Below are 20,755 nucleotides of genomic sequence, written 5' to 3' on the forward strand. Positions count from 1 at the left end.
AGGAGCGCAGGCCGCCGCCCGCGTGATCGGTTTGGGGTATCTCTGTCGGATGGCGGATGTTCCGGATGCCGCCTGGCGGCACCGTCGGAGTCACCGAGACCCGAGGAGCACCCCATGTCGTCACAGGAGACGTCGTCGTCGAAAGGCATGAACCCGCTGGCCGTCGTGGCGGGCTTCCTGCCCTGGATCGCCTTCACGTTCGTCGCTCAGCGCCTGGCCGCGGACGGCGTGGCGTGGAGCGCCCTGATCGCCCTGGCCATGACCGCGACCTCGCTGGTCTGGGACCGCGCCCGCAGCATCCCGACGCAGCTCAACCTCTACTCGGGCGGGCTGTTCGCCGTCATGGCCGTCGTCGGGTTCACCGGCGGGCCGGAGGTGGACCTCTGGCTCTACCAGTGGGGCCGCCCGCTGGTCGGGGTCGTGCTCGGGCTGCTGATCCTGGCGACGTCCACCGCGTGGCCGTTCACCGCCGGGTACGCCAAGAAGGACCTGCCGCCGCAGGCCTGGACCTCGCCGGTCTTCGTGCGGATCAACCGGGTCCTGTCGGCGACCTGGGGCGTGGCGATCACCGTGGTCGGGCTGTGCGCCCTCGCCGTGGCCGCGCTCGACGCGCTCCCCACGGGCGAGTCCCCGCACCTGCTCGACCTGGCCCTGAACTGGGTCGTCCCCATCGCCGTCCTCGTGTGGACCGTGAAGTTCACCCAGGCCTACCCCGACCGCGTCACCGCCTCGTCCACCACCGCCCGCTGAGGAGCCCCGCCATGACCGCCACCGTCCCCACCGTCACCCCGTTCTTCTCCGACACGGACTTCGACTTCGAGTTCCGCTGCGCCCTGGGCGAGACCGCCCACGGCGTCGGCGACCCCGGCATGTGGCTGGCCACGGCCGCCCGGATCACCGACGGCGACCGGCAGAGCTGGTTCGACGCCTGGACCGCGCGCGGCGACCAGCTCGCGGCGCTCGCCCCCACCCTGACCGACGCGCAGGCCGTCGGGTGGGCGTGGCTGTCCGCCTCCGGCGCCTACTCCCGGGCCCTGGGCGCGGTCGACGGCCTGGCGGACCCGGACGCCGTCCTGCTCCCGACGTTCCGTCGCTCCCGCAGCTGCTGGGACGCCATGATCGACGCCTCGGCCGGCAGGCACCTGCGTCTCGACGTGCCCTACGAGGGCAGCACCCTGCCCACGTACCTGCTGCGTCCGGACTCCTCCGGAGCCGCCCGGCCGACCCTCGTCCTGACCAACGGCTCCGACGGTTCGCTGAGCACCATGTGGGCCGCGGGGGTCGCCGGGGCCCTCGCCCGTGGCTGGAACGCGGTCGTCTACGACGGTCCCGGCCAGCAGTCGATGCTGTTCGAGCGGGAGATCCCCTTCCGGCCGGACTGGGAGGCCGTGCTGACCCCGGTCGTCGACGCGCTCGTCGCCCGGCCCGACGTCGACGCGGCCGCCCTCACCGCCTACGGCATCAGCCAGGCCGGCTACTGGCTGCCCCGCGCGCTGGCCTTCGAGCACCGCTTCGTGGCCGCGGTCGCCGATCCCGGGGTGGTCGACGTGTCCACCTCGTGGACCGCGCAGCTCCCGCCGGAGCTGGTGGGGCTGCTCGACTCGGGGCAGCGGGACCTGTTCGACCACTACATGTCCCAGGTCGGCGGGGACCCGGCGACGGCGCGGACGTTCGCGTTCCGGGCCAGGCCCTACGGGATCGACGATCCCTACGACCTGTTCACCGCCGTGCGCGGCTACCAGCTCAGGGACGTGGCCGACCGGATCGCCACCCCGCTGCTGCTCACCGACCCGGAGGGCGAGCAGTTCTGGCCGGGTCAGTCCGCGCAGCTCGCGGACCTGCTGCCCGCCGAGCACGAGCTCGTCCGGTTCACCGCGGCCGACGGGGCCGACGAGCACTGCCAGCCGCTCGCCCCCGGGCTCACCCAGGCCCGGATGTTCTCGTGGCTGACGGCGCACCTGACCGGTGCGGCGACGGGCCGCTGAACGGCAACGTGCCCGCATCGACTCGCGGGCCTCGCCGCCGGCGTCACCGGCGTCGAGGCGGCCCGACCGAACACCGGCGCGTGAGCCGGGTCCGATCGGGCCGTTCTCAGCTGAGCCCGACGACCACCCGGTCGTCCCCGACCTGCCACACCGTGCCCGCCTCGGCGAACCCCGCCTCGCGCAGGAACGCGAGGTGATCGTGCACGGTCGCCCTGTCCTCCACGGTGTGCGCGAACCCGCCGGCCCGCCGCTCGACGAGCTCGGCCAGCTCGGGGGCCGCGTCGACCGCGCGCCACCAGGCCTCCCAGTCCTCGGGGCGGTCGCTCCCGACGCGCTGCCGGCGCCGGGCGGTCAGTGCCCGGGTCAGGGCGTCGAGCTGCGGGGACTCGTAGAGGTGATCGCCGTTGACGAACACGCCGCCGGGGGCGATCTCCGCCCTGCAGCGGGCGAGCAGGGCGCGCAGCGGCTCACGGTTCATCCAGTGCAGCGCGGTGGTCGACACGAACGCGTCCGGGGCCCGCTCCAGGCCCAGCGCGGCGAACCAGCCCGGCTCGCGCAGGTCACCGGCCACGGTCCGCAGGCGGTCCGAGCCGTACGCGCGGTCGGCGAGGCCGCGCAGCAGCGGATCGGCGTCGATTCCGACGACCCGCGCCCCCGGGATCCGCTCCAGCAGCCGGACGGCGAGCGAGCCGGGCCCGATCCCCAGGTCCACGACCAGCGGATCCGGCCGGGCGACCCGCTCCATCACGACGTCCGCGATCACGGCGAACCGCTCCTCGCGATCAGGCATGTAGTGCTCCTGCTGGTGGTCCCAGCGCTCGAGCCAGTAGAGCGCGCGTTCGCGGGTGAGGGACAAAGGTGACTCCCCTGACATATGACGGTCTGTTCAACTATCACAGTTTACGCTGCCCCGGTGTCGTCGACGATGATCTCGCGCCGGACCCTGCTCGCCGGTCTGGGCGCCCTCGGCGCCGTGGGCGTCCTCCCCGCCTGCGCGGGAGGGGCGGAGACCGCGCAGCGGGGCGGCAGGCTTCGGGCGGCGTTCGTGGCGGGCGGCTCGCAGGAGAAGCTGGATCCGCACGTCCTGCCGCAGTTCGCGGACCAGGCGCGCGCCAAGGCCTGCTTCGACACCCTCGGCCGGTGGAACCAGGACATGTCCTGCACGCCGCGGCTGGCCGAGTCCTGGGAGTCCGACGCGACCGGCACCCGCTGGAACGTCCGGCTCAGACCGGCCTCCTTCCACGACGGCCGCCCGGTCCGGTCCGCGGACGTGCTCTACACCTACCGTCGCATCGCGGACCCCGCGACGACCGCCACCGCGGCCCCGCTGTTCTCCGGCATCGACTTCGCCGCCAGCCGGGCGGTCGGCGACACCGAGCTGGAGATCGTCCTCGGCGCGCCGAACTTCCTGTTCCCCGTCGCGTTCGGGTCCTACGGCGCCGAGATCGTCCCCGAGGGCACCACGGACTTCAGCGCCCCCGTCGGGTCCGGCCCCTTCCGGTTCGTCTCGTTCACCCCCGGCGGCCCCGCGCTCTACGCCCGCAACGACGCCTACTGGGACGGCGCCCCGCCGCTCGACGAGCTGGAGTTCCTCCCGATCAACGACGAGAGCGCGCGGATCGGCGCGCTGCTGTCCGGGCAGATCGAGTACGCCCACGACATCCGCGCCACCAGCGCCCAGCAGCTCGGCGCGGACTCCCGTGCCCAGGTGTTCGCCGCGCCCGCCGCCGCCTCGCAGTTCCTGTGGGTCAAGCACGACCGCGCCCCGTTCGGCGACCCGCGGCTGCGGGAGGCGTTGGTGCTCGGTCTGGACCGGGACGCCCTGGCCCGAGTCGCGCTCCTGGGCCGCGGCACCCCCGGCAACGACATGTTCGGCACGGGTCTGCAGTACTACCCGACGGCGGTGCCGCAGCGGACCCGGGACCTCGACCGCGCCAAGGCGCTGGTCGCCGAGACGGGGGTGTCCACGGTGGAGCTGGCCACCGGCGTCACGGACCCGTCCTGGCAGAGCGCGACCCAGCTCGTCGTCGCGCAGCTCGCGGAGATCGGGCTGACCGTGCAGGTCCGGACGGTCCCGCCGGAGACCTACTTCGCGGACGTGCGCAAGACCGCGACCTTCCATTTCGGACGGACGGGGACGCTGCCGATCCCACAATGGATCGCCACCGGGATCCTGAGCAGCCGCTTCGAGAACGGCTTCGCCCGGTATGCGAACCCGGAGATCGACCGGCTCTACGCCCGGGCGACGGCCGAGCCGGACGAGGCCGCCCGCGCGAGCGCGATCGGACAGGCCATGACCCTCGTGCACGACGAGATCGCCACGCCCGTCTGGGGTGTCAGTGACTGGATCGTGGGGGCGAACGCGGACGTGCACGGCCTCGACGGCCACCGCCCCAACACCACGGACTGGGCGAACTTCTCGAAGGTGTCCCTGGGGTGATCGGGATGTGGGGGTGAGACTGCGGGTCACGATCGCGCTCGGGCAGCTCGCGGCCGTCACGGTCGCGGTGTTCGCGCTCACCACGTTCCTGCCCGGGGACACCGCCGAGGTCGTCCTCGGCCCGCTCGCGCTGCCGGAGCAGATCGAGGTGCTGCGGGTGCAGCTCGGGCTGGACCGGCCCGTGTGGGAGCGCTTCGGCGCCTGGGTCGGGGGGCTGTTCCGGGGGGATCTCGGGACGTCGCTGGCCACCGGTCGCCCGGTCGTGGAGGACCTGGGCGCACGTTTTGCGCTCACGCTGCTGCTCGCGGTCCTCGCCGTCGTGATCCTGGTGCCACTCGCGGTGGCGCTCGGCTGCGCCGCCGGGCGGCGCCCGGGCTCCGTCGCGGACCGCCTGATCACGGCCACCACGACGGTCGCCCAGGCCGTGCCGGACTTCGCCCTCGGGCTGCTGCTCGTCGCGGTCTTCGCGCTGCAGCTGGGCTGGCTGCCCGCCACCGGGGCGGGCACGGTCGGGCTGTCCGGGCTCACGGTGTCGATGCTCGTCCTGCCCGTCACGATCCTCGTGTCCAACCAGCTCGGGCGGCTGGCCAGACAGGTCCGGATCGGGGTCGTCGAGGCGGCCGGGGCCACGCACGTCACGCACCTGCGCAGGCTCGGGCTGGGGGAGCGGACCCTGCTGCTGCGCCACGTCCTCCCCGGCGCCGTCGTGCCGTCGCTGCAGCAGGTCGCCCGCACCGTCGACGGGCTGCTCGGCGGCGTGCTCGTGGTGGAGGCGCTGTTCGCGATGCCCGGGATCGGGTCCGGGTTCGTCTCGGCCGTGCAGAACCGGGACCTGCCGGTGGTGCAGGCCTACGCCCTGCTCTTCGCCGTGACGACGGTGCTGGTCAACCTGGTCGCCGACCTCGCCTCCGCCCGGCTCGTCCCACAGGCGGTGCGACTGTGAGCACCCGTGCGGTCGACCGCGGGCGGCTCGGCCGCGCCGGGACCGGGGCGGGGTGGGTGCTGCTGGCCGGGCCGCTGTCCGTCGCGGCACTCGGGCCGCTGCTGAACCGGATCTCGGGCCGCTCGACCACGCCGGGCGGGGTCCCGCTGCAGCCCGCCGCGCCCGGGCTCCCGCTCGGCACGGACATCCTGGGCCGGGACCTGCTCGCCACCACGCTCGCGGGCGGGACGACCGTCGTGGCGCTGACCCTCGCGGCGCTCCTGCTCGCCTACGCCGTCGCCGTGCCGATCGGGCTGGTGGTGGCCGCCCGCGGACGACTGGTGGAGGGCCTCGCGATCGGCCTGCTCGACGTCGTGCTCGCGCTGCCCTCCCTGCTGGTCCTGATGGTCCTCGCCGCGACCGGGCGGCGCGGTGTGGTGTGGCTCGTGGTGGCGGTCGCGCTGGTCCAGCTGCCCTACATCGTGCGGTTGGTCCGCGGCGCCGCGGCCGCCCCCGCGACCCTGGCGACGGTCGAGACCATGACGATGGTCGGCGAACCGTGGTGGCGGGTGCGGCTCGTGGAGACCGGCCGCCGGGTCCTGCCCCCCACCCTGGTGGACGCGAGCACCCGGGTGACCGGCATCGTCGGGCTGCTCTCCACGGCGAACTTCCTCGGGGTGGGACTCGACCCGTCGGTCGTCGACTGGGCGGTCGGCATCGAGCAGAACACCACCGCGTTGTTCCTGCGGCCGGCGACCGTGCTGGTGCCCGTCGGGTTCCTCGTGGCGCTCTGCGCGGGCCTCACCCTGCTGGCCGACGGGCGGTCCCCCCGATGATCGAGGTGACCGGCCTGTCCGCGCGGGCGGGCGAGACGGTGCTGCTGGAGCCCCTCGACCTCACACTCGCCGCCGGCGAGACGCTCGTGGTGCTCGGGGACTCGGGTGCGGGCAAGAGCACGCTCGGGGCGGCCCTGGCCGGTGCGGCGAACCTCGGCGTGCAGCTCTCCGGCGTGATCACCCTTCGCGAGTCCCCCACCCCGGACGCGCGAGTCCCCCGGTCCGGACGCACGCGTCCGACACCGGGGCCCGCGGTGGTCTACCTGCCCCAGGACCCGGCCGACGCGCTGGATCCCGTACGGCGGATCGGGGCGGTGCTCCGCGAGCTGGCCGGGCGCCGGTCGGGGGTCGAGCAGGCGTGCGCGGCCGCGCGGCTGAACCCCTCGCTGCTGCGGCGCTTCCCGCACCAGCTGTCCGGCGGGCAGCAGCAGCGGGCGGCGCTGGCCCAGCTCCTGGTCGTCGAGCCGGCGGTGCTCGTGCTCGACGAGCCCACCTCCGGTCTCGATCCCACCACCGCGGCCGAGCTGGTGGACCGGCTGACGGACCTCTGTGCGCGGGGCACGGCGCTCGTCCTGCTCACCCACGACCACGCGGCCGCCCGCAGGCTGGGCGGGGCCGCGATCGAGCTGTCCCGCGGACGCGTGGTGCGGCGCGGTCCCGTCGCCGAGCTGGCTGCGGAACCCGCGGCCGGTCCGGACCGGGCCCGCCCCCCGGCGGGGCCCCCGCGGCTGAGCGCGCGCGGGCTGCGGGTCGCCGACCGGGCGGGCCGGACGGTGCTGCGCGGGATCGACCTGGACGTCTCCGTGGGGGAGGTCGTCGCCGTCGTCGGGCGGTCCGGGGCGGGCAAGACGACGCTGGGGCGCGCGCTGGCCGGCCTGGTCTCGGCCACCGGGACGGTCACCGTCGACGGGACGGTGCTGCCCGCTCGGCGGCGACGCGCGCACCGCAGGGCGGTGCAGTACGTCCACCAGGACACCCGGGCGACCTTCCGCGCACACCGCCCGGTCGTCGAGCAGGTGGCCCGGCCCGCCGTCCTGCTGCGCGGCCTCGCCCCGGCCGCGGCCCGCGCGGAGGCCGAGGCGGTGCTGGGCGGCCTCGGCCTGGCCCCGGACCTGGTCGCGCGGAGGCCCGGAACCCTGTCCGGTGGTCAGCTGCAGCGTGCTGCGGTGGCCCGCGCCCTGCTCGCCCGGCCCGCCGTGCTGGTCGCCGACGAGGTGACCAGCGCGCTCGACGCCCGGCACCGCGGCCTGGTGCTCGCCGCCCTGCGCGCCGCCGGGGACACCGCCGTCGTGGTCATCAGCCACGACCTCCCGGCCGTCGACGCGGTCGCCGACCGGGTGGTCGTGGTGGCCGACGGCCTGCTCAGTCCCAGTCCAGGCCGCCGCCCGTCCGGTACTCGGTGACCCGGGTCTCGAAGAAGTTCTTCTCCTTCCTCAGGTCCATGGCCTCGCTCATCCACGGGAACGGGTTGTCGGTCCGGCCGAACAGGGGCGCGAGGCCGATCTGCTCGGCGCGGCGGTCGGTGATGAAGTGCAGGTACTGCTCGCACAGCTCCACCGACAGCCCGAGCATCCCGCGGGGCATCGTGTCGCGGGCGTAGGCGATCTCCAGCGCACAGGCCTCGCGCAGCATCTCGCGGATCTCGTCGGCGAACTCCGCCGTCCAGAGGTGCGGGTTCTCGATCTTGATCATGTTGATGACGTCGATGCCGAAGTTCAGGTGGATCGACTCGTCGCGCAGGATGTACTGGTACTGCTCGGCGATGCCCACCATCTTGTTGCGGCGCCCGAGCGAGAGGATCTGGGCGAAGCCGGTGTAGAACCACATGCCCTCGAACACCACGTAGAAGGCGACGAGGTCGCGCAGGAACGCGCGGTCGGCCTCGGGGGTGCCGGTGCGGAAGTCCGGGTCGGACAGGGCGTGGGTGTGGCGCAGTGCCCAGGCGTCCTTCTCGGTGATCGACGGGATCTCGCGATACATGTTGAACAGCTCGCCCTCGTCCAGCCCGAGGCTCTCGCAGACGTACTGGAAGGTGTGGGTGTGCACGGCCTCCTCGAAGGACTGCCGCAGCAGGTACTGGCGGCACTCGGGGTTGGTGAGGTGCCGGTAGACGGCGAGCACGATGTTGTTGGCCACCAGGGACTCCGCGGTGGCGAAGAAGCCGAGGTTGCGTTTGAGCATGGTGCGCTCGTCGTCGGTGAGGCCGGTGGGGGAGCGCCACAGGGCGATGTCGGCCTGCATGGCGACCTCGGTGGGCATCCACTGGTTGGCGCAGCCCGCGAGGTACTTGTCCCAGGCCCACCGGTACTTGAGCGGGAGGAGCTGGTTGACGTCGGTGCGGGCGTTGATCATCCGCTTCTCGTCGGCCTCGATGCGGGCCGCGCCCGCGTCGATGGACTCCAGCCCGGTCGTCCGGTTCGCGGTGCCGAGGGTCGATGGGGTGGTCACTGGCAGGCCTCGCACTCGGGGTCGTCGATCCGGCAGGCGGCGGGTTCCGCTCCCGAGTAGCGAACGGCACTCTCGCTCACACCTCCTGAGCGAGCGGGCCGCTCACCGGGTTCGGGGCGCACGGTCGGGACGCCGCGCAGCTTGCCGTCCGTCCCGCGCAGCGTGCTCTTCTCGACGTGGGTGGCGGACCGGGCACGCAGGTAGTACGTGGTCTTGAGGCCCTTGTGCCAGGCCAGCCGGTACAACTCGTCGAGCGCGCGCCCGCTCGGCGTCGCCAGGTAGAGGTTCAGCGACTGCGCCTGGTCGAGCCACTTCTGCCGCCGGGACGCCGCCTCGACCAGCCAGCGCGGCTCGATCTCGAAGGCGGTGGCGTACAGCGCCTTCAGGTCCGCCGGCACGCGGTCGATCTCGCCGAGCGCCCCGTCGAAGTACTTGAGGTCGGAGACCATGACCTCGTCCCAGAGACCGCGGTCCTTCAGCGCGCGGACCAGGTGCGGGTTGATCACGGTGAAGTCGCCGGACATGTTGGACTTCACGAAGAGGTTCTGGAACTGGGGCTCGATGGACTGACCCACGCCGCAGATGTTGGAGATCGTCGCGGTGGGGGCGATCGCCATCACGTTCGAGTTGCGCATGCCGAGGGTGGTGACCCGCTCTCGCAGGGCCTCCCAGTCCACCGTCGTGGAGCGGTCGACGTCGAGGGCGTCGCCTTCGCGGGCGGCGTCCAGGAGGCGGAGCGAGTCGATCGGCAGGATCCCCCGACTCCACAGGGAGCCGTCGAAGCTCGCGTAGCGGCCGCGCTCCCCGGCGAGCGTGCTCGAGGCGGCGATCGCGTAGTAGGAGAGGTGCTCCATGCTCCGGTCGGCGAACTCGACGGCGGCGTCCGAGGCGAACGGGATGCCCTGCTCGAACAGCGCGTCCTGGAACCCCATGAGCCCCAGGCCGATCGGGCGGTGTCGCAGGTTGGACCGGCGGGCCTCCGGGATCGTGTAGAAGTTGATGTCGATCACGTTGTCCAACATGCGGACCGCGGTGGTGACGGTGCGCTCGAGCTTCGCGGTGTCCAGCCCGTCCGGCGTGACGTGGGCGAGCAGGTTGACCGAGCCGAGGTTGCAGACCGCGACCTCGTCCCCGGACGTGTTGAGGGTGATCTCGGTGCACAGGTTCGAGGAGTGCACGGTGCCCACGTGCTGCTGCGGCGAGCGCAGGTTGCACGGGTCCTTGAACGTGATCCACGGGTGTCCGGTCTCGAAGAGCACGGTCAGCATCCGCCGCCACAGCTCCACGGCGCGGACCTTCCGGAACACCCGGATCTCGCCGCGCTCGGCCTTCGCCTCGTAGGCGCGGTAGGCGTGCGCGAACTCCACGCCGTAGAGCTCGTGCAGGTCCGGGGTCTCGTTCGGCGAGAACAGGGTCCACTCGGCGTCCGCCTCGACGCGGCGGAGGAACTCGTCCGGCACCCAGTTCGCGGTGTTCATGTCATGGGTGCGGCGGCGGTCGTCACCGGTGTTCTTGCGCAGGTCGAGGAACTCCTCGATGTCGACGTGCCAGGTCTCGAGGTAGGCGCAGGCGGCGCCCTTGCGCTTGCCGCCCTGGTTCACCGCCACGGTGGTGTCGCCCGCGATCTTGAGGAACGGGATCACCCCCTGCGACCGCCCGTTCGTCCCGCGGATGTGGGCACCGAGCCCGCGAACCGGGGTCCAGTCGTTGCCCAGACCCCCCGAGTACTTCGCGAGCAGGGCGTTGTTCCGGTAGGACCGGAAGATCGAGTCCAGGTCGTCCTCCACCGTCGTCAGGAAGCACGACGACAGCTGCGCGCGGGTGGTGCCCGAGTTGAACAGCGTCGGGGTGGAGGCCATGAAGTCGAAGGACGACAGCAGCTCGTAGAACTCGATCGCGCGGGCCTCGCGGTCGATCTCGCGGAGGGCCAGGCCCATCGCCACGCGCAGGAAGAAGGCCTGGGGGAGCTCGAAGCGGATGCCGTCGGAGTGCAGGAAGTACCGGTCGTAGAGGGTCTGCAGGCCGAGGAACCCGAAGTCCAGGTCCCGCTCCGGCTTGAGGGCCGCGGTCAGCCGGTCGAGGTCGAACAGCTCCAGCTCCGGGTCCGCGAGTCCGAGGTCGACGGCCTTGCCCAGGTACGCCCGGAAGTAGCCGGGGTAGTCCAGGCCCGCCTGGTCCGCCGGGGTCTCCAGGCCGAGGAACGGCAGCGCTTCCCCACGCAGCCGGTCCGACAGCAGCCGCGCGGCGACGAACGAGTAGTTCGGCTCGGACTCCACCAGCGTGCGCGCGGCCATCTCCTGGGCCTGCGCGAGCTCGGTGATCGACATGCCGTCGTAGACGGTGCGGCGGACCTCGGCGAGCACGGGCTCGGCGGTGACGTCGGAGATCCCCGCCACGGCCTCGCCGACGACCGTCTCGACCCGCTCCCAGTCCAGGGGCGCGCGGGTGCCGTCCCTGCCGACGACGTGCGGCGTGGGCGGCGCCGCCGGCGCGCTCGCCCGGCGCAGCCGGGCGTGCTCCTCGCGGTAGAGCACGTAGGAGCGGGCGATCTTGTGGTGCCCGCCCCGCATCAGGACGAGCTCCACCTGGTCCTGGATCTGCTCCACCCCCACCGCGGGGGTGGGGAAGCGGTGCAGCGCGGAGACGACCTCCGCGGTCAGCTCCGCCACGATCGGGCGGACCCGCGCCGACGGACCCTCCTCGGCGACGAACGCCTTGGTCATCGCCGCGGAGATCTTCGACTCGTCGAATTCCGACGTCGAGCCGTCCCGGCGCACCACCCGGAGCTGCTCGGGGGGTGTCAGTACCGGTGCTGCCATGCGCTCTCTCCTCGCGAGCTCGGCCGATGCCGAGGCCGGGGGGAACGCGAGCAGGACCTGGGGAGCGCCCGCCCGTGGCGCCTTCCCTCGAGGCCCCGAGCACGCGCACGCCGGGCTGGCGTGCGCACCGGTGGCAGGTCTTCGGACTCGTGGGCACCCGGTCTCCCGGACCTACCGACCGTCGCTTCCCAGGCTCGCGCCCAGTGCCGTTGACGGCTGTCGTTCCCACTTACCGCTGCGGGGCAGTCCCGGATTCCCACCGGGTTCCCTCTTGCCTCACCCCGTTGGATGCGGGGTGAACCACCAGCGCGACCGACACTACATGTTGGGGTCGCCGAGAACACAACGCCTACGTGTCGTGGCGTGTCGACGCCGACCGTTCGGGCCCAGCGGGCGACGCCCTGGGACCTCGCGGAGGCCCGGGCCAAGCAGCCGTCCATCGAGCACGACCACAGCACCCAGCTCGAGCCGGGCCTCACCGCGTTCCGCGAGGCCGTGGACCGCATCCACTCCGGGGCGGTCGACGTGACCCCGTTCCTCGAACCGGTCCACCGGATCGAGGACGCCCAGCGGGCCTTCGAGGCGGCCCGCGACCAGCAGGGCGGCAGGATCACGGTCTCGCTGTCGTGACCCGCAGCCCGGCCGCCGGGTCGTCGTGCTCGTCGGTCAGCGCTCGTCAGGGCAGGTGGTAGATGTCGATCGTGGACTCGCCGGCCCGGATGCGGCGCAGGTAGTCCGCCTCGGCCGCGTCACGGTCGGCCGAGAGCCGCTGGACCTCGGCGATGCGTTCCGCGGGGACGACGACCACGCCGTCGGCGTCGGCGACGACGAGGTCGCCGAGGCGCACGGTCTGCTCGCCGATGACGACGGGTTCGCCGAGTTCGCCGCTGCCGTGGGGGTCCTTGCCGGTCCCGCGGATGCACACGCGTTCGGCGAAGACCGGCCAGCCCATCTCCACCAGCCTGGCCGAGTCCCGGACCCCGCCGTGGATGACGAGCCCGGCCAGCCCGCGGGCGATCGCGGCCTCGGCGAGGATCTCGCCCCAGTAGCCGTACTCGAAGCCTTCGCCGGTGTCGACGACGAGGGCCTCGCCGGGGGAGGCGGCGTAGACCGCCCGGTGCAGCCAGAGGTTGTCCCCGGGTGGGGCCTTCACCGGGAAGGCGGCGGCCTCCAGGTGCATGGACGGGTGCAGGGGCTTGATCGCCGAGGGCAGCGCACCGGTGCGGCCTGCGGCCTCGTGCACGGTGGCCGAGCTCAGCACGGTGGTCGGGGCGCTCATGATCCGGCTCCGTGCTGCAGGTCGTGGTAGCGGTGTCGGACGCGGGCCTCCCGCAGCGAGGACCCGGCCTCGACAGCGTCCCGGATGGCCTGCTCCGCCCGCTCGATCTCCTCCGCGGCGGCGAGCACCTCCGGAACCCGCGCCGCGGGGACGACGACGAGTCCGTCGCCGTCGCCGAGCAGCAGGTCCCCGGGCTCGACTCTGATCCCGCCGATCGAGACGGGGACCTGGGTCGCCTCGACGCGGACGCGGTCCTTGCCGGTGCGCATCCAGTTGCCGCGGGAGAAGACGGGATAGCTCAGCTCGAGGGACCGGTCGACGTCGCGGCACACCCCGTCGATGACGGTGCCGGCCACGCCGCGGCGGTGGGCGACGGTGGTCAGGATGTCGCCCCACACGGTGGCGTCGACCCTGCCCTGGTTGTCCAGCACCACGACGTCGTCGGGGCCGAGGTCGTCGATGTAGTCCCCGACGGTGCCGCGGTCCTGCCCGACCGGCCCGTAGCGCAGGGTCCAGGCACGCCCGACCAGCCGGAAGCTGCGGTCGAGCGGGGCGATGCCGAGGGCCTGGCCGGGGATGCCCAGCTTGTCCAGGGCGTCGGAGACCCCGGAGGTGGACAGCGCGCGCAGCCGGGTGAGGGTGTCGGGTTCAGTCGTGACCATCGGTGAGCTCCTCGTAGGACTTCCCCATGACGTCGGAGACCGGGGTGCCCGCCGCGATCGCCTCGGCCATCGCGGCTTCGGTGGCGGCGATGCGTTCGGCGGTGGTGAGCACGTCCTCGGCGTGCGCGGCGGGCACGACGACGACCCCGCCGCCGTCGGCCAGCACGAGGTCGCCGGGGTGCACCGTGACCTCGCCCAGCTCGACGGGCTCGCCCCAGGCGTGCTCGACGGCCCGGCCGCGGGCGGTGACCGGGGTCGGCGCCACGGCGTGGACGGGCAGCCCTGCCGTGGCGGCCTCGGCGAGGTCGCGGGCGGCGCCGTGCACGACGACACCCTCGACCCCGCGCGCGGCGGCGGCGCGGGAGAGCAGCCCGCCCCAGCCCGCGCAGTCGGTGCGGCCCTGGTGGGCCACGACGATGACCTGGTCGGGCCCGGAGGCGTCGACCGCGGCGGTGCCGAGGTGGCGCTTGGGTAGCGCGTCGCCCTCGACGGGTGGGCCGAGCCGGACGGTGACGCAGTGCCCGGCGAACGGGCGGTCCGCGGCCAGGGGGCGCAGGCCGGGCACGACCCCCCTCAGGCCGTGGCGGTCCAGGGCGTCGGACACCGCGCAGGTGTCGAGTGCGCGGAGTCGGTGCAGCAGGCTCATGTGTGGTTCTTCAGGGCGGGGAACACGGTGCGGGCGTTGTCCTCGAAGATCGCCTGCCGGTCGGCGTCGGTGAGGAAGTCGAAGCCCTCGATGACCGGTTTGAGGTCGTCGAAGTCCCGGCCCGTCTCCGGGTTGGGGGCGCTGCCGGACCCGGGCTTCTCGGTGCCGAACAGCACCCGGTCCGAGCCCACCAGCGTGATCAGCAGCCGGAGGGCGGGCGGGTAGTGCAGCACCGAGTCGAACCAGAAGTGCCGCAGCGACTGCTCGAACCGCTCGGTGTCCGGTCCGCCCCCCAGACCCGGGTGCAGTACCTCGGCCTGCCAGCGGCCGACCTGGTAGGGCACGGAACCGCCGCCGTGGGAGATCATCACCCGAAGCGTGGGGAAGTCGGTGAAGACCTCGCTGCGCAGCATGGCGAGGATGGCGATGGACTCCTCGGTGACGAAGTGCTCGGAGTAGGTCTCGCGGTCGGAGTAGCAGCCCGCGGAGTGGATGTGGATCGGCAGGTCCCGCTCGACCAGGCGCTCGTAGAGCGGGTACCAGTAGCGGTCGCCGAGGGTGGGGGTGGCGCCGCGGCCCTCGTGCAGGTCCGGGTTGATCAGCACACCGACGAAGCCCTCGTCGACGAGCCGGTCGAGCTCGGCGAACCCGGCGGAGACGGGCTCGTCGGGTGCGAGGGGGAGCGCGCCGACCCCGGCGAACCGGGTCGGGTGCAGGGCCACGGTGCGGGCGATGGTGGCGTTGTTGGCGCGGATCCAGTGTTCCAGCATCCGGCTGGGCTGCATGGAGTTGCCGAGGTGGAACGGTCGCGGGGACAGCAGCTGCAGGTCGGTGCCGACCGAGTCCATGATCGCCGCGTTGCCTGCGGCGCTCTCGGCCAGGGCGTCGTCGGAGATCCTGGGCTTGCCGCCGTGGTAGCCGCCGTCGGCGAGCAGGAGGGCGCGGAAGGCGTAGAGCGAGTCGGGGGCGACGAGGTGGGCGTGTGCGTCGATGATCATGGGTTCAGCCCTCTCCCAGCACGGCGGTGATCTCCAGCTGGATGTGCAGCGGGTCGGCGAGGTCGATGCGCAGGGTGTGTCGCGCGGGGCGGCTGTGCTCGTCGGGGAACATCTCCAGCCAGGACTTGTCGATGACCGGCCGGATGGACTTGTCGCGGACGAAGACGGTGCACTTGACGATGTCGGCGGTGTCTCCGCCCGCGGCGTCGAGGACGCGGCGGACGTTGGCGAACACCGTCTCGACCTGCTCTTCCACGTCGGCGGGCACGGTGCCGGTGCCCGGGTCGATCGGCGAGATCCCGCTGGAGACCAGCAGGTTCCCGACCACGCTGGCCTGCGGGATGGGCAGGCCGCCGTGGTGGAGGCCGGGGACCTCGATGGAGCGTCGGGGCATGTCGGGTGTCCTCTCTACTGCCAGGCCAGGAAGCCCATGCCGCAGCCGGTCCCGGCGGCGGAGCGGACGATCGGCACGTACTCGGACCAGGCCACCGCGTGCCCGTCCATCGCGCCGGCCGCGGTGATCCAGTTGCGGATCTCCGACGAGCCGCTGTTGAGCAGCTCGGGAGGCAGGGCGCACAGGGCGTCGGCGTCCTTGGCGTGGATCGCGTCGAGGACCTTGCGGTCCAGACCCTCGTCGACCACGAAGTGCGACAGCCCGCCCGAGGCGAGGATCGCGATCCGCGCGTTGATGGGGGAGGCGGCGGCCGCGGCCCGCAGCGCCCGGCCGAGCTCGTAGCAGCGCTTGGGGCTGGGCTGGTTGGGCGGGTAGTAGGTGTTGAGCATGAACGGGATCACCGGCACCGGGTCCGGCTGCAGGAACCGGTGGATGGGGAAGCCGTAGGCGTGGCCGAAACCCTTGCCCGCGGGGGCGTCGGTCATCCAGCCGATGTCGATGCCCTCCTCCATCAGCCCGCGGACGAGGTCCTCGGCGAGCTGTGCGTGTCCGGAGAAGGTGAACTCCTCGTTCATCAGGTAGGCGATCGCGGCCTCCTTGAGGAACTCCGAGTCGTGGTCGTCGATCACCCCGGTCTTCATCTGCGCCGCCGCGGAGATCGACATCGCGGGCTGGTTCGTGGAGTCGAACAGCTCGCGCTGGTCGTCGCCGATCACGAGCACGACGTCCGGCGCCACCCGGCGGAAGTCCTCGCGCAGGCGGTCCAGGGCGGCCTGGGAGCGATCCCAGCTGTCCTGCCACGACTGCATCGTGCGGTGGCCGTCGAAACGGTCGCCCGCTTCGGCGGCGAGGTCGTCGAAGCTGCGGACGACGCCTGCGTTGTCGTAGAGCTCGGGATTGGCGCGGTCCTGGTCGGCACGCTCGGCCCACAGGTGGGGCGGCGCGGCGAGCAGCGGGCTGTGGGAGGTCCCGGCCCCGAAAACGATCTCTGCCATGGTTGTTCCTCTCTCGGACGGGGTGTCGTGGTGGGGCGGGTGTCAGTCGGCGACGGTGAACAACCGAGCCTCGCGGGCCCGCCCGACGCGCAGGGCCTCGCCGGCCTCGGCGATGCCCTTCAGGCCGGCGAGGGGGTCGCCGTCGGGAAGGGTCGGGGACTCGTGCAGCAGCGTCCACAGGACGCCGCCCAGCTCGGCCTTTCGGTCGGCCGGAGCCTGCCGGGCCCGCCAGGCGACGTGTCGGTCCGGCCGGACCAGGAGAGCCCCGCCTGCGGCGAGGCCCGCGGCCTCGGCCCACTCGTTCGCCGGGTCGGCGAGCTCGGGCCCACCGACGGCGACGACGGTGACCGGGCAGCCGGTGGACCCCGCCGCGGCGGCACGCCAGTCCTCGGCGGCCCCCGCGTCGGTGAACAGGGTCAGCCCCTCGGCCACCACGAGGTCCGAGCTGGACACCTGCTCGCCGGTCGCGGTGCGCAGCCACACGTGCGGGACGTGGTGGCCCGGCCGGGCGGAGGGGGTGAAGCCGGTGGCGGTGTCGTGGTCGGCCGGTGGCGCGGTGCCGTCCCCGATCAGGGCGCCGACCTCGTAGCAGAACCCGGCCTCGATCCCGAGCTGGCTGTAGTCCTCGGCGTTGTGGGCCACGGCGGCCTCCACGGCGGTGCGTCGACGCGCACCCTCCTCGGTGTCGCTCGCCCAGACCCCGATCTCGGCCCAGCCGTCCTCGACCGAGAGGCCCTTGCGCAGGCCCATCGCGTGCCCGATCGGCGCGTGCCGACCCGCGTTGCGCAGCGAGTGTTCGACGTTGCGGATCGCGATCTGGCGCCGCTCGGGCTCGTAGCTGTCCAGCAACTCGTCCCCGGCCTGCCCCTTGAGGACGGCGGCGAGCTTCCAGCCGAGGTTCGCGGCGTCCCCGACGGCGGTGTTGAGCCCGAGGCCCCCGGTCGGCGGGTGGCGGTGCGCCGCATCGCCCGCGAGGAGGACCGGGCCGACCCGGAAGCGGTCGGCGACCACGCCCTCGTACTGCCAGTGGCTGATCGCGTGGACGGTCATCTCCAGCTCGGGCAGTCCGAGCAGGTCTCGCACGCGCTGGGTCAGAGCCTCGGGATCACGCCCGATCGGGTCCTCGGGGTGCAGGTGCATGCCCATCGACCACTGCGGCGACTGCGCCCCCCAGCGGCCGGGTCCGAGCGCGAGCAGCCCGCCGACCGGCCCGCCCTCGCCCTGGGGCTGGATCAGGTAGGTCAGCAGCGCCTCGGGATCGGCGTGCGCGCTGAGGTCCGCGGAGAAGAACACGCTCACGATGTCCACCAGTGCCCGCGGCCCGGAGACCTGCACGCCGAGCAGCTCGGGGCAGGTGCGCCCGCCGTCGGCGCCGACGAGGTAGCGGGCCCGGACGCGGTAGCTGCGGTCCGCCGCGAGGTCTCGCACGGTCGCCGTCACGGCGTCGTCGTCCAGGGTCAGGTCCACCAGCTCGGTCCGGGGGCGTACCCGACCCGGCCACGCCTTGTCCGCCTGTTCCCAGAGCAGGGTGTCCACCCGGAGCTGGGGGAGATTGCCGAAGCGTCGAGGGCTGGCCCGGGCGTACCGCTCGCGGTCGACCGCACCACCGCCCCACGCCGGCAGGTGACCGATGCGGCGACCGTGCAGCGGGGTCGGGCCGGCCAGTGAGGTGTACCAGGCCACCCGGTGCCACTGGTCCTCCGGCGGACCCTCGGCGTAGATCCGGTCGGCGATCCCGACGTCGCTGAAGGTCTCCATGGTCCGCACGTTGAGCAGGTGGGCGCGGGGGAAGTGGGTGGTGAAGTCGCGGCGGTCGATCACGATGCCCTCGATCCCGCGGCGGGCGAGCTCCAGGGCCGTGGTCAGACCCGCCGGGCCGCCCCCGACGATGAGGACGGGGGTCTCCTCGAGTTCGGTCACTGCGGCCTCCTCGCCGTCGTGTCTAGCCGTAGTCATGATTGCATTCAATCTGTGCGGAGGGAAGAGCCGGTCGGCGAGGTGTTCGTGCTCAGGCGGCGGTGAGCCGCAGCGGGATCGAGCCCCAGGCCCTCAGGGTGTTGTTCAGCCGGCGGACGGGTGGGCCCGCGAGCTCGAGGCGCTCGACGCGGCGGGCGAGGGCGCCGAGCACCGCCTCGCCCTCCAGCCTGCCGAAATGCTGTCCGACGCACTGGTGCACGCCCATCCCGAACCCGACGTGCCCGGACATCGACCGCTCCAGGTCGAAACGGTCCGGGTCCGGGAAGCGGCGCGGATCGTGGTTGGCGGCACCCAGGCTCAGGTACACCCGGCCGTCGGAGGGGAGGACGGCGTCGCCGAACGGCACGTCCCGCACCGCGGTCCGGTAGAAGGTCTGGACGGGGGACTCGTGGCGGATCGCCTCCTCGAACGCGAAGCGCGCGCGCCGGGGATCCGCTCGCACGAGGGCCCACTGGTCCGGGGCCGCCGCGAGGCACTGCAGCGTGGCCGCGATGGCCGCCACCGTGGTGTCGACTCCTGCGGTGAGCAGCGAGCGCACGAGCAGCGGGGCCTCGTCCTCGGGGAGCTCACCGCGGTCGACCGCCTCCCAGATCGCCGCCCCGATGCCTCCCGGGGCGCTGTGTTCGCGCCGGGTCTGGTCGGCGATCGCGGCCAGCGCGGCCTCGGCGCCGGGCGCGGACACCGCCCTGGCGAACACGGCGTTGGCAGGCCCACCGGCGTTGAACACGACGTCGCCGTAGGTCAACAGGTGGGGCCGGACCTCCTGGGACAGGCCGATCACCTCGGGGAAGACCCGCAACGGATAGGCCTCCGCCACGTCTGCGACGGCGTCGACCTCGCCGCGGTCCAACAGCTCGTCCACGAGCCCGTCGGCGATGCGGGCGAACTCGTCCTTGAGGTGGCGCAGGGCGCGGGACGACAGCAGCGCGTCCATCAGCGCCCGTCGCGGAGTGTGGTCCGGCGGGTCGGCCTCGATGAGCAGACTGGGCGTGCGGAAGACCTTCTCCTTGCGGCGGTCGGTGACGCCGACGCCGTAGCCCGAGACCAGGTCCCGGTGGTTCGCCAGCCCCGCGCGAACCTCCTCGTAGCGGCCCGCCGCGTAGACCTCGTAGCGCGAGAGCCAGACCAGCGGTCCCGTCTCGCGCAGGGTCTCCTGGAACCCGCGGGGGTCGGCGAGGACCGCTTCGTCGTAGGGGTCGAGGTCGACGACGGGGACGTCGACGGCGGGCAGGCTCGTGGTCATGGTGACTCCGTGGACTCAGAGGTCGAGGACGAGACGGGGCGAGCGGGCGCGGGAGACGCACGGGAACATGACGTCGTTGGCCGCCTGCTCGTCCGGGGTGAGCAGCGAGTCGCGGTGGTCGATCTCGCCCGCGAGCACCCCGGTCTCGCAGGTCCCGCAGGTTCCCTCCTCGCAGGAGGACAGGACCGGCACCCCCGCGTCGCCGAGCACCGCGAGCAGGGAACGGTCGGCGGGCACCGTCAGGACCTCGCCCGTACTCGCGAGCTCGACCTCGAAGCGCCCGTCCGCGCCCTGGAGGGCCCCCTCGCGTGGGCTGAACCGCTCCACGTGCAGGGTCGCCTCCCCCCACCCCGCGGCCCGCTCCTCGATCGCCCGCAGGAGCGGCTCGGGGCCACAGCAGTAGACGGCGGTGCCCGCCTCCGGCTCCCCGACGAGGGTGTCGAGGTCCAACAGGCCCACCTCGTCCTGCGGGTGCAGCGAGACCTGCCCGGACAGCTCGTCGAGGAAGGGCATCGACGCGCGGTCGCGTCCGCCGTAGGCCAGCCGGCACTCCACGCCGTCCCGCAGGGCCGCGGCCATCATCGGCAGCAGCGGGGTGATCCCGATGCCACCGGCGAGGAACAGGTACCGCTTCGCCTCGACCAGCGGGAAGTTGTTGCGTGGACCGGCCCCGAGGATCTCGTCGCCTTCGGCCAGGGTGTCGTGCACGAAGCGTGACCCGCCCCGCCCGGGCTCCTCGCGGCGTACCGCGACCCGGTAGTGCCGGTCCGCCGGATCCCCGCACAGCGAGTACTGCCGCACGTGCTCGCCGCACCGCAGGTCGATGTGCGCGCCGGGGGCCCACGGCGGGAGGTCCGCACCGTCCGCGGCGACGAGGTCGAGAGCGACCACGCCCTCGGCGATCGTGCGTTTCGCGGCGACGCGCAGGCGCAGCTCGGCCGTCGGGGCGGGCGTCATCGGCGGGCTCCGGAGCCGAGGAGGGCGGCGGGGGCGTCGGGGCAGTCGAGCGGCGGTCTCGGGTCGTCGTGGCGGTGCTCGTACATCCAGGCCCACAGGTCCACGGGGTCCTCGGCGAGGGACTCGGCGGAGCAGTGGCAGGTCCCGTGCAGCG

General features: G+C 73.2%; 19 protein-coding genes and 1 riboswitch. Of the genes, 7 read left to right on the plus strand and 12 right to left on the minus strand.

Features of this window, described 5'->3' with window-relative positions:
* The first annotated feature begins 114 nt into the window (after positions 1-114).
* Both L3X23_RS33375 and L3X23_RS33380 read left to right on the plus strand, forming a co-directional pair.
* A complete protein-coding gene (locus tag L3X23_RS33375; protein WP_237197545.1) occupies positions 115-750 on the plus strand; it encodes a hypothetical protein in 636 nt (211 codons plus the stop codon).
* Between the two features lie 11 nt (positions 751-761).
* The gene (locus L3X23_RS33380) at positions 762-1,985 is read left to right on the plus strand and encodes a S9 family peptidase (protein WP_237197547.1); all 1,224 of its coding nucleotides are present in this window, start codon (positions 762-764) and stop codon (positions 1,983-1,985) included.
* 106 nt (positions 1,986-2,091) lie between these two features.
* Here the strand turns inward: L3X23_RS33380 and L3X23_RS33385 are convergent, their stop codons facing one another.
* Positions 2,092-2,841 (minus strand): trans-aconitate 2-methyltransferase, encoded by a 750-nt coding sequence (locus L3X23_RS33385; RefSeq protein WP_237197549.1) that lies wholly within the window; start codon positions 2,839-2,841, stop codon positions 2,092-2,094.
* 57 nt (positions 2,842-2,898) lie between these two features.
* Between L3X23_RS33385 and L3X23_RS33390 the strand changes: the two genes are divergently transcribed.
* From L3X23_RS33390 to L3X23_RS33405, 4 genes are read left to right on the plus strand one after another with little or no spacing between them, the layout of a single operon-like run.
* Positions 2,899-4,425, plus strand: a complete 1,527-nt coding sequence (locus L3X23_RS33390) for an ABC transporter substrate-binding protein (protein ID WP_308116976.1) — start codon at positions 2,899-2,901, stop codon at positions 4,423-4,425.
* Between the two features lie 13 nt (positions 4,426-4,438).
* Complete coding sequence (locus L3X23_RS33395) at positions 4,439-5,368, plus strand: ABC transporter permease (RefSeq protein WP_237197552.1); 930 nt, start codon at positions 4,439-4,441, stop codon at positions 5,366-5,368.
* Positions 5,365-6,183, plus strand: a complete 819-nt coding sequence (locus tag L3X23_RS33400) for an ABC transporter permease subunit (RefSeq protein ID WP_237197555.1) — start codon at positions 5,365-5,367, stop codon at positions 6,181-6,183. Before L3X23_RS33395 ends, L3X23_RS33400 begins: the two co-directional genes overlap by 4 nt.
* Positions 6,180-7,586, plus strand: a complete 1,407-nt coding sequence (locus tag L3X23_RS33405; RefSeq protein ID WP_237197557.1) for an ATP-binding cassette domain-containing protein — start codon at positions 6,180-6,182, stop codon at positions 7,584-7,586. The genes L3X23_RS33400 and L3X23_RS33405 overlap by 4 nt, the downstream gene beginning before the upstream one ends.
* Here L3X23_RS33405 and L3X23_RS33410 read toward each other — a convergent pair.
* Both L3X23_RS33410 and L3X23_RS33415 read right to left on the minus strand, forming a co-directional pair.
* Entirely contained in the window at positions 7,546-8,631 is a 1,086-nt protein-coding gene (locus tag L3X23_RS33410; RefSeq protein ID WP_237197559.1) for a ribonucleotide-diphosphate reductase subunit beta, read from the minus strand. The genes L3X23_RS33405 and L3X23_RS33410 overlap by 41 nt on opposite strands.
* The gene (locus L3X23_RS33415; RefSeq protein WP_237197562.1) at positions 8,628-11,450 is read right to left on the minus strand and encodes a ribonucleoside-diphosphate reductase subunit alpha; all 2,823 of its coding nucleotides are present in this window, start codon (positions 11,448-11,450) and stop codon (positions 8,628-8,630) included. Before L3X23_RS33415 ends, L3X23_RS33410 begins: the two co-directional genes overlap by 4 nt.
* Positions 11,451-11,564: 114 nt before the next feature.
* Positions 11,565-11,770, minus strand: a riboswitch (cobalamin riboswitch).
* A gap of 43 nt (positions 11,771-11,813) precedes the next feature.
* Here L3X23_RS33415 and L3X23_RS33420 point away from each other — a divergent pair.
* Positions 11,814-12,080 carry a hypothetical protein gene (locus L3X23_RS33420; protein WP_237197564.1) on the plus strand — a complete coding sequence of 89 codons (267 nt, stop codon included), beginning with the start codon at positions 11,814-11,816 and terminating at the stop codon, positions 12,078-12,080.
* 46 nt (positions 12,081-12,126) lie between these two features.
* On the opposite strand, the gene L3X23_RS33425 is transcribed toward L3X23_RS33420, so the two are convergent.
* The 9 genes from L3X23_RS33425 to L3X23_RS33465 all read right to left on the minus strand — a co-directional run bounded on the left by L3X23_RS33425 (position 12,127) and on the right by L3X23_RS33465 (position 20,601).
* On the minus strand, positions 12,127-12,729 hold the full coding sequence (locus L3X23_RS33425; protein WP_237197566.1) for an RraA family protein: 603 nt from the start codon (positions 12,727-12,729) through the stop codon (positions 12,127-12,129).
* Entirely contained in the window at positions 12,726-13,391 is a 666-nt protein-coding gene (locus L3X23_RS33430) for an RraA family protein (RefSeq protein WP_237197568.1), read from the minus strand. Before L3X23_RS33430 ends, L3X23_RS33425 begins: the two co-directional genes overlap by 4 nt.
* A complete protein-coding gene (locus L3X23_RS33435) occupies positions 13,378-14,037 on the minus strand; it encodes an RraA family protein (protein WP_237197570.1) in 660 nt (219 codons plus the stop codon). Before L3X23_RS33435 ends, L3X23_RS33430 begins: the two co-directional genes overlap by 14 nt.
* Complete coding sequence (locus tag L3X23_RS33440; RefSeq protein WP_237197572.1) at positions 14,034-15,035, minus strand: amidohydrolase family protein; 1,002 nt, start codon at positions 15,033-15,035, stop codon at positions 14,034-14,036. The genes L3X23_RS33435 and L3X23_RS33440 overlap by 4 nt, the downstream gene beginning before the upstream one ends.
* Before the next feature lie 4 nt (positions 15,036-15,039).
* Positions 15,040-15,429, minus strand: coding sequence for a RidA family protein (locus tag L3X23_RS33445; RefSeq protein ID WP_237197575.1), 390 nt, complete (start codon positions 15,427-15,429; stop codon positions 15,040-15,042).
* A 14-nt stretch (positions 15,430-15,443) separates the two neighbouring features.
* Positions 15,444-16,424 carry a hypothetical protein gene (locus L3X23_RS33450; RefSeq protein WP_237197577.1) on the minus strand — a complete coding sequence of 327 codons (981 nt, stop codon included), beginning with the start codon at positions 16,422-16,424 and terminating at the stop codon, positions 15,444-15,446.
* 42 nt (positions 16,425-16,466) lie between these two features.
* Positions 16,467-18,344: an FAD-dependent monooxygenase gene (locus L3X23_RS33455; RefSeq protein ID WP_237197578.1), complete on the minus strand. Its 1,878-nt coding sequence runs from the start codon at positions 18,342-18,344 to the stop codon at positions 16,467-16,469.
* A gap of 88 nt (positions 18,345-18,432) precedes the next feature.
* Entirely contained in the window at positions 18,433-19,644 is a 1,212-nt protein-coding gene (locus tag L3X23_RS33460) for a cytochrome P450 (RefSeq protein ID WP_237197580.1), read from the minus strand.
* A 15-nt stretch (positions 19,645-19,659) separates the two neighbouring features.
* Complete coding sequence (locus tag L3X23_RS33465; RefSeq protein ID WP_237197581.1) at positions 19,660-20,601, minus strand: PDR/VanB family oxidoreductase; 942 nt, start codon at positions 20,599-20,601, stop codon at positions 19,660-19,662.
* Positions 20,602-20,755: the final 154 nt, after the last annotated feature.

Origin of the sequence: Pseudonocardia sp. WMMC193 (assembly GCF_021728735.1) — a bacterium.
GTDB lineage: Bacteria > Actinomycetota > Actinomycetes > Mycobacteriales > Pseudonocardiaceae > Pseudonocardia > Pseudonocardia oroxyli.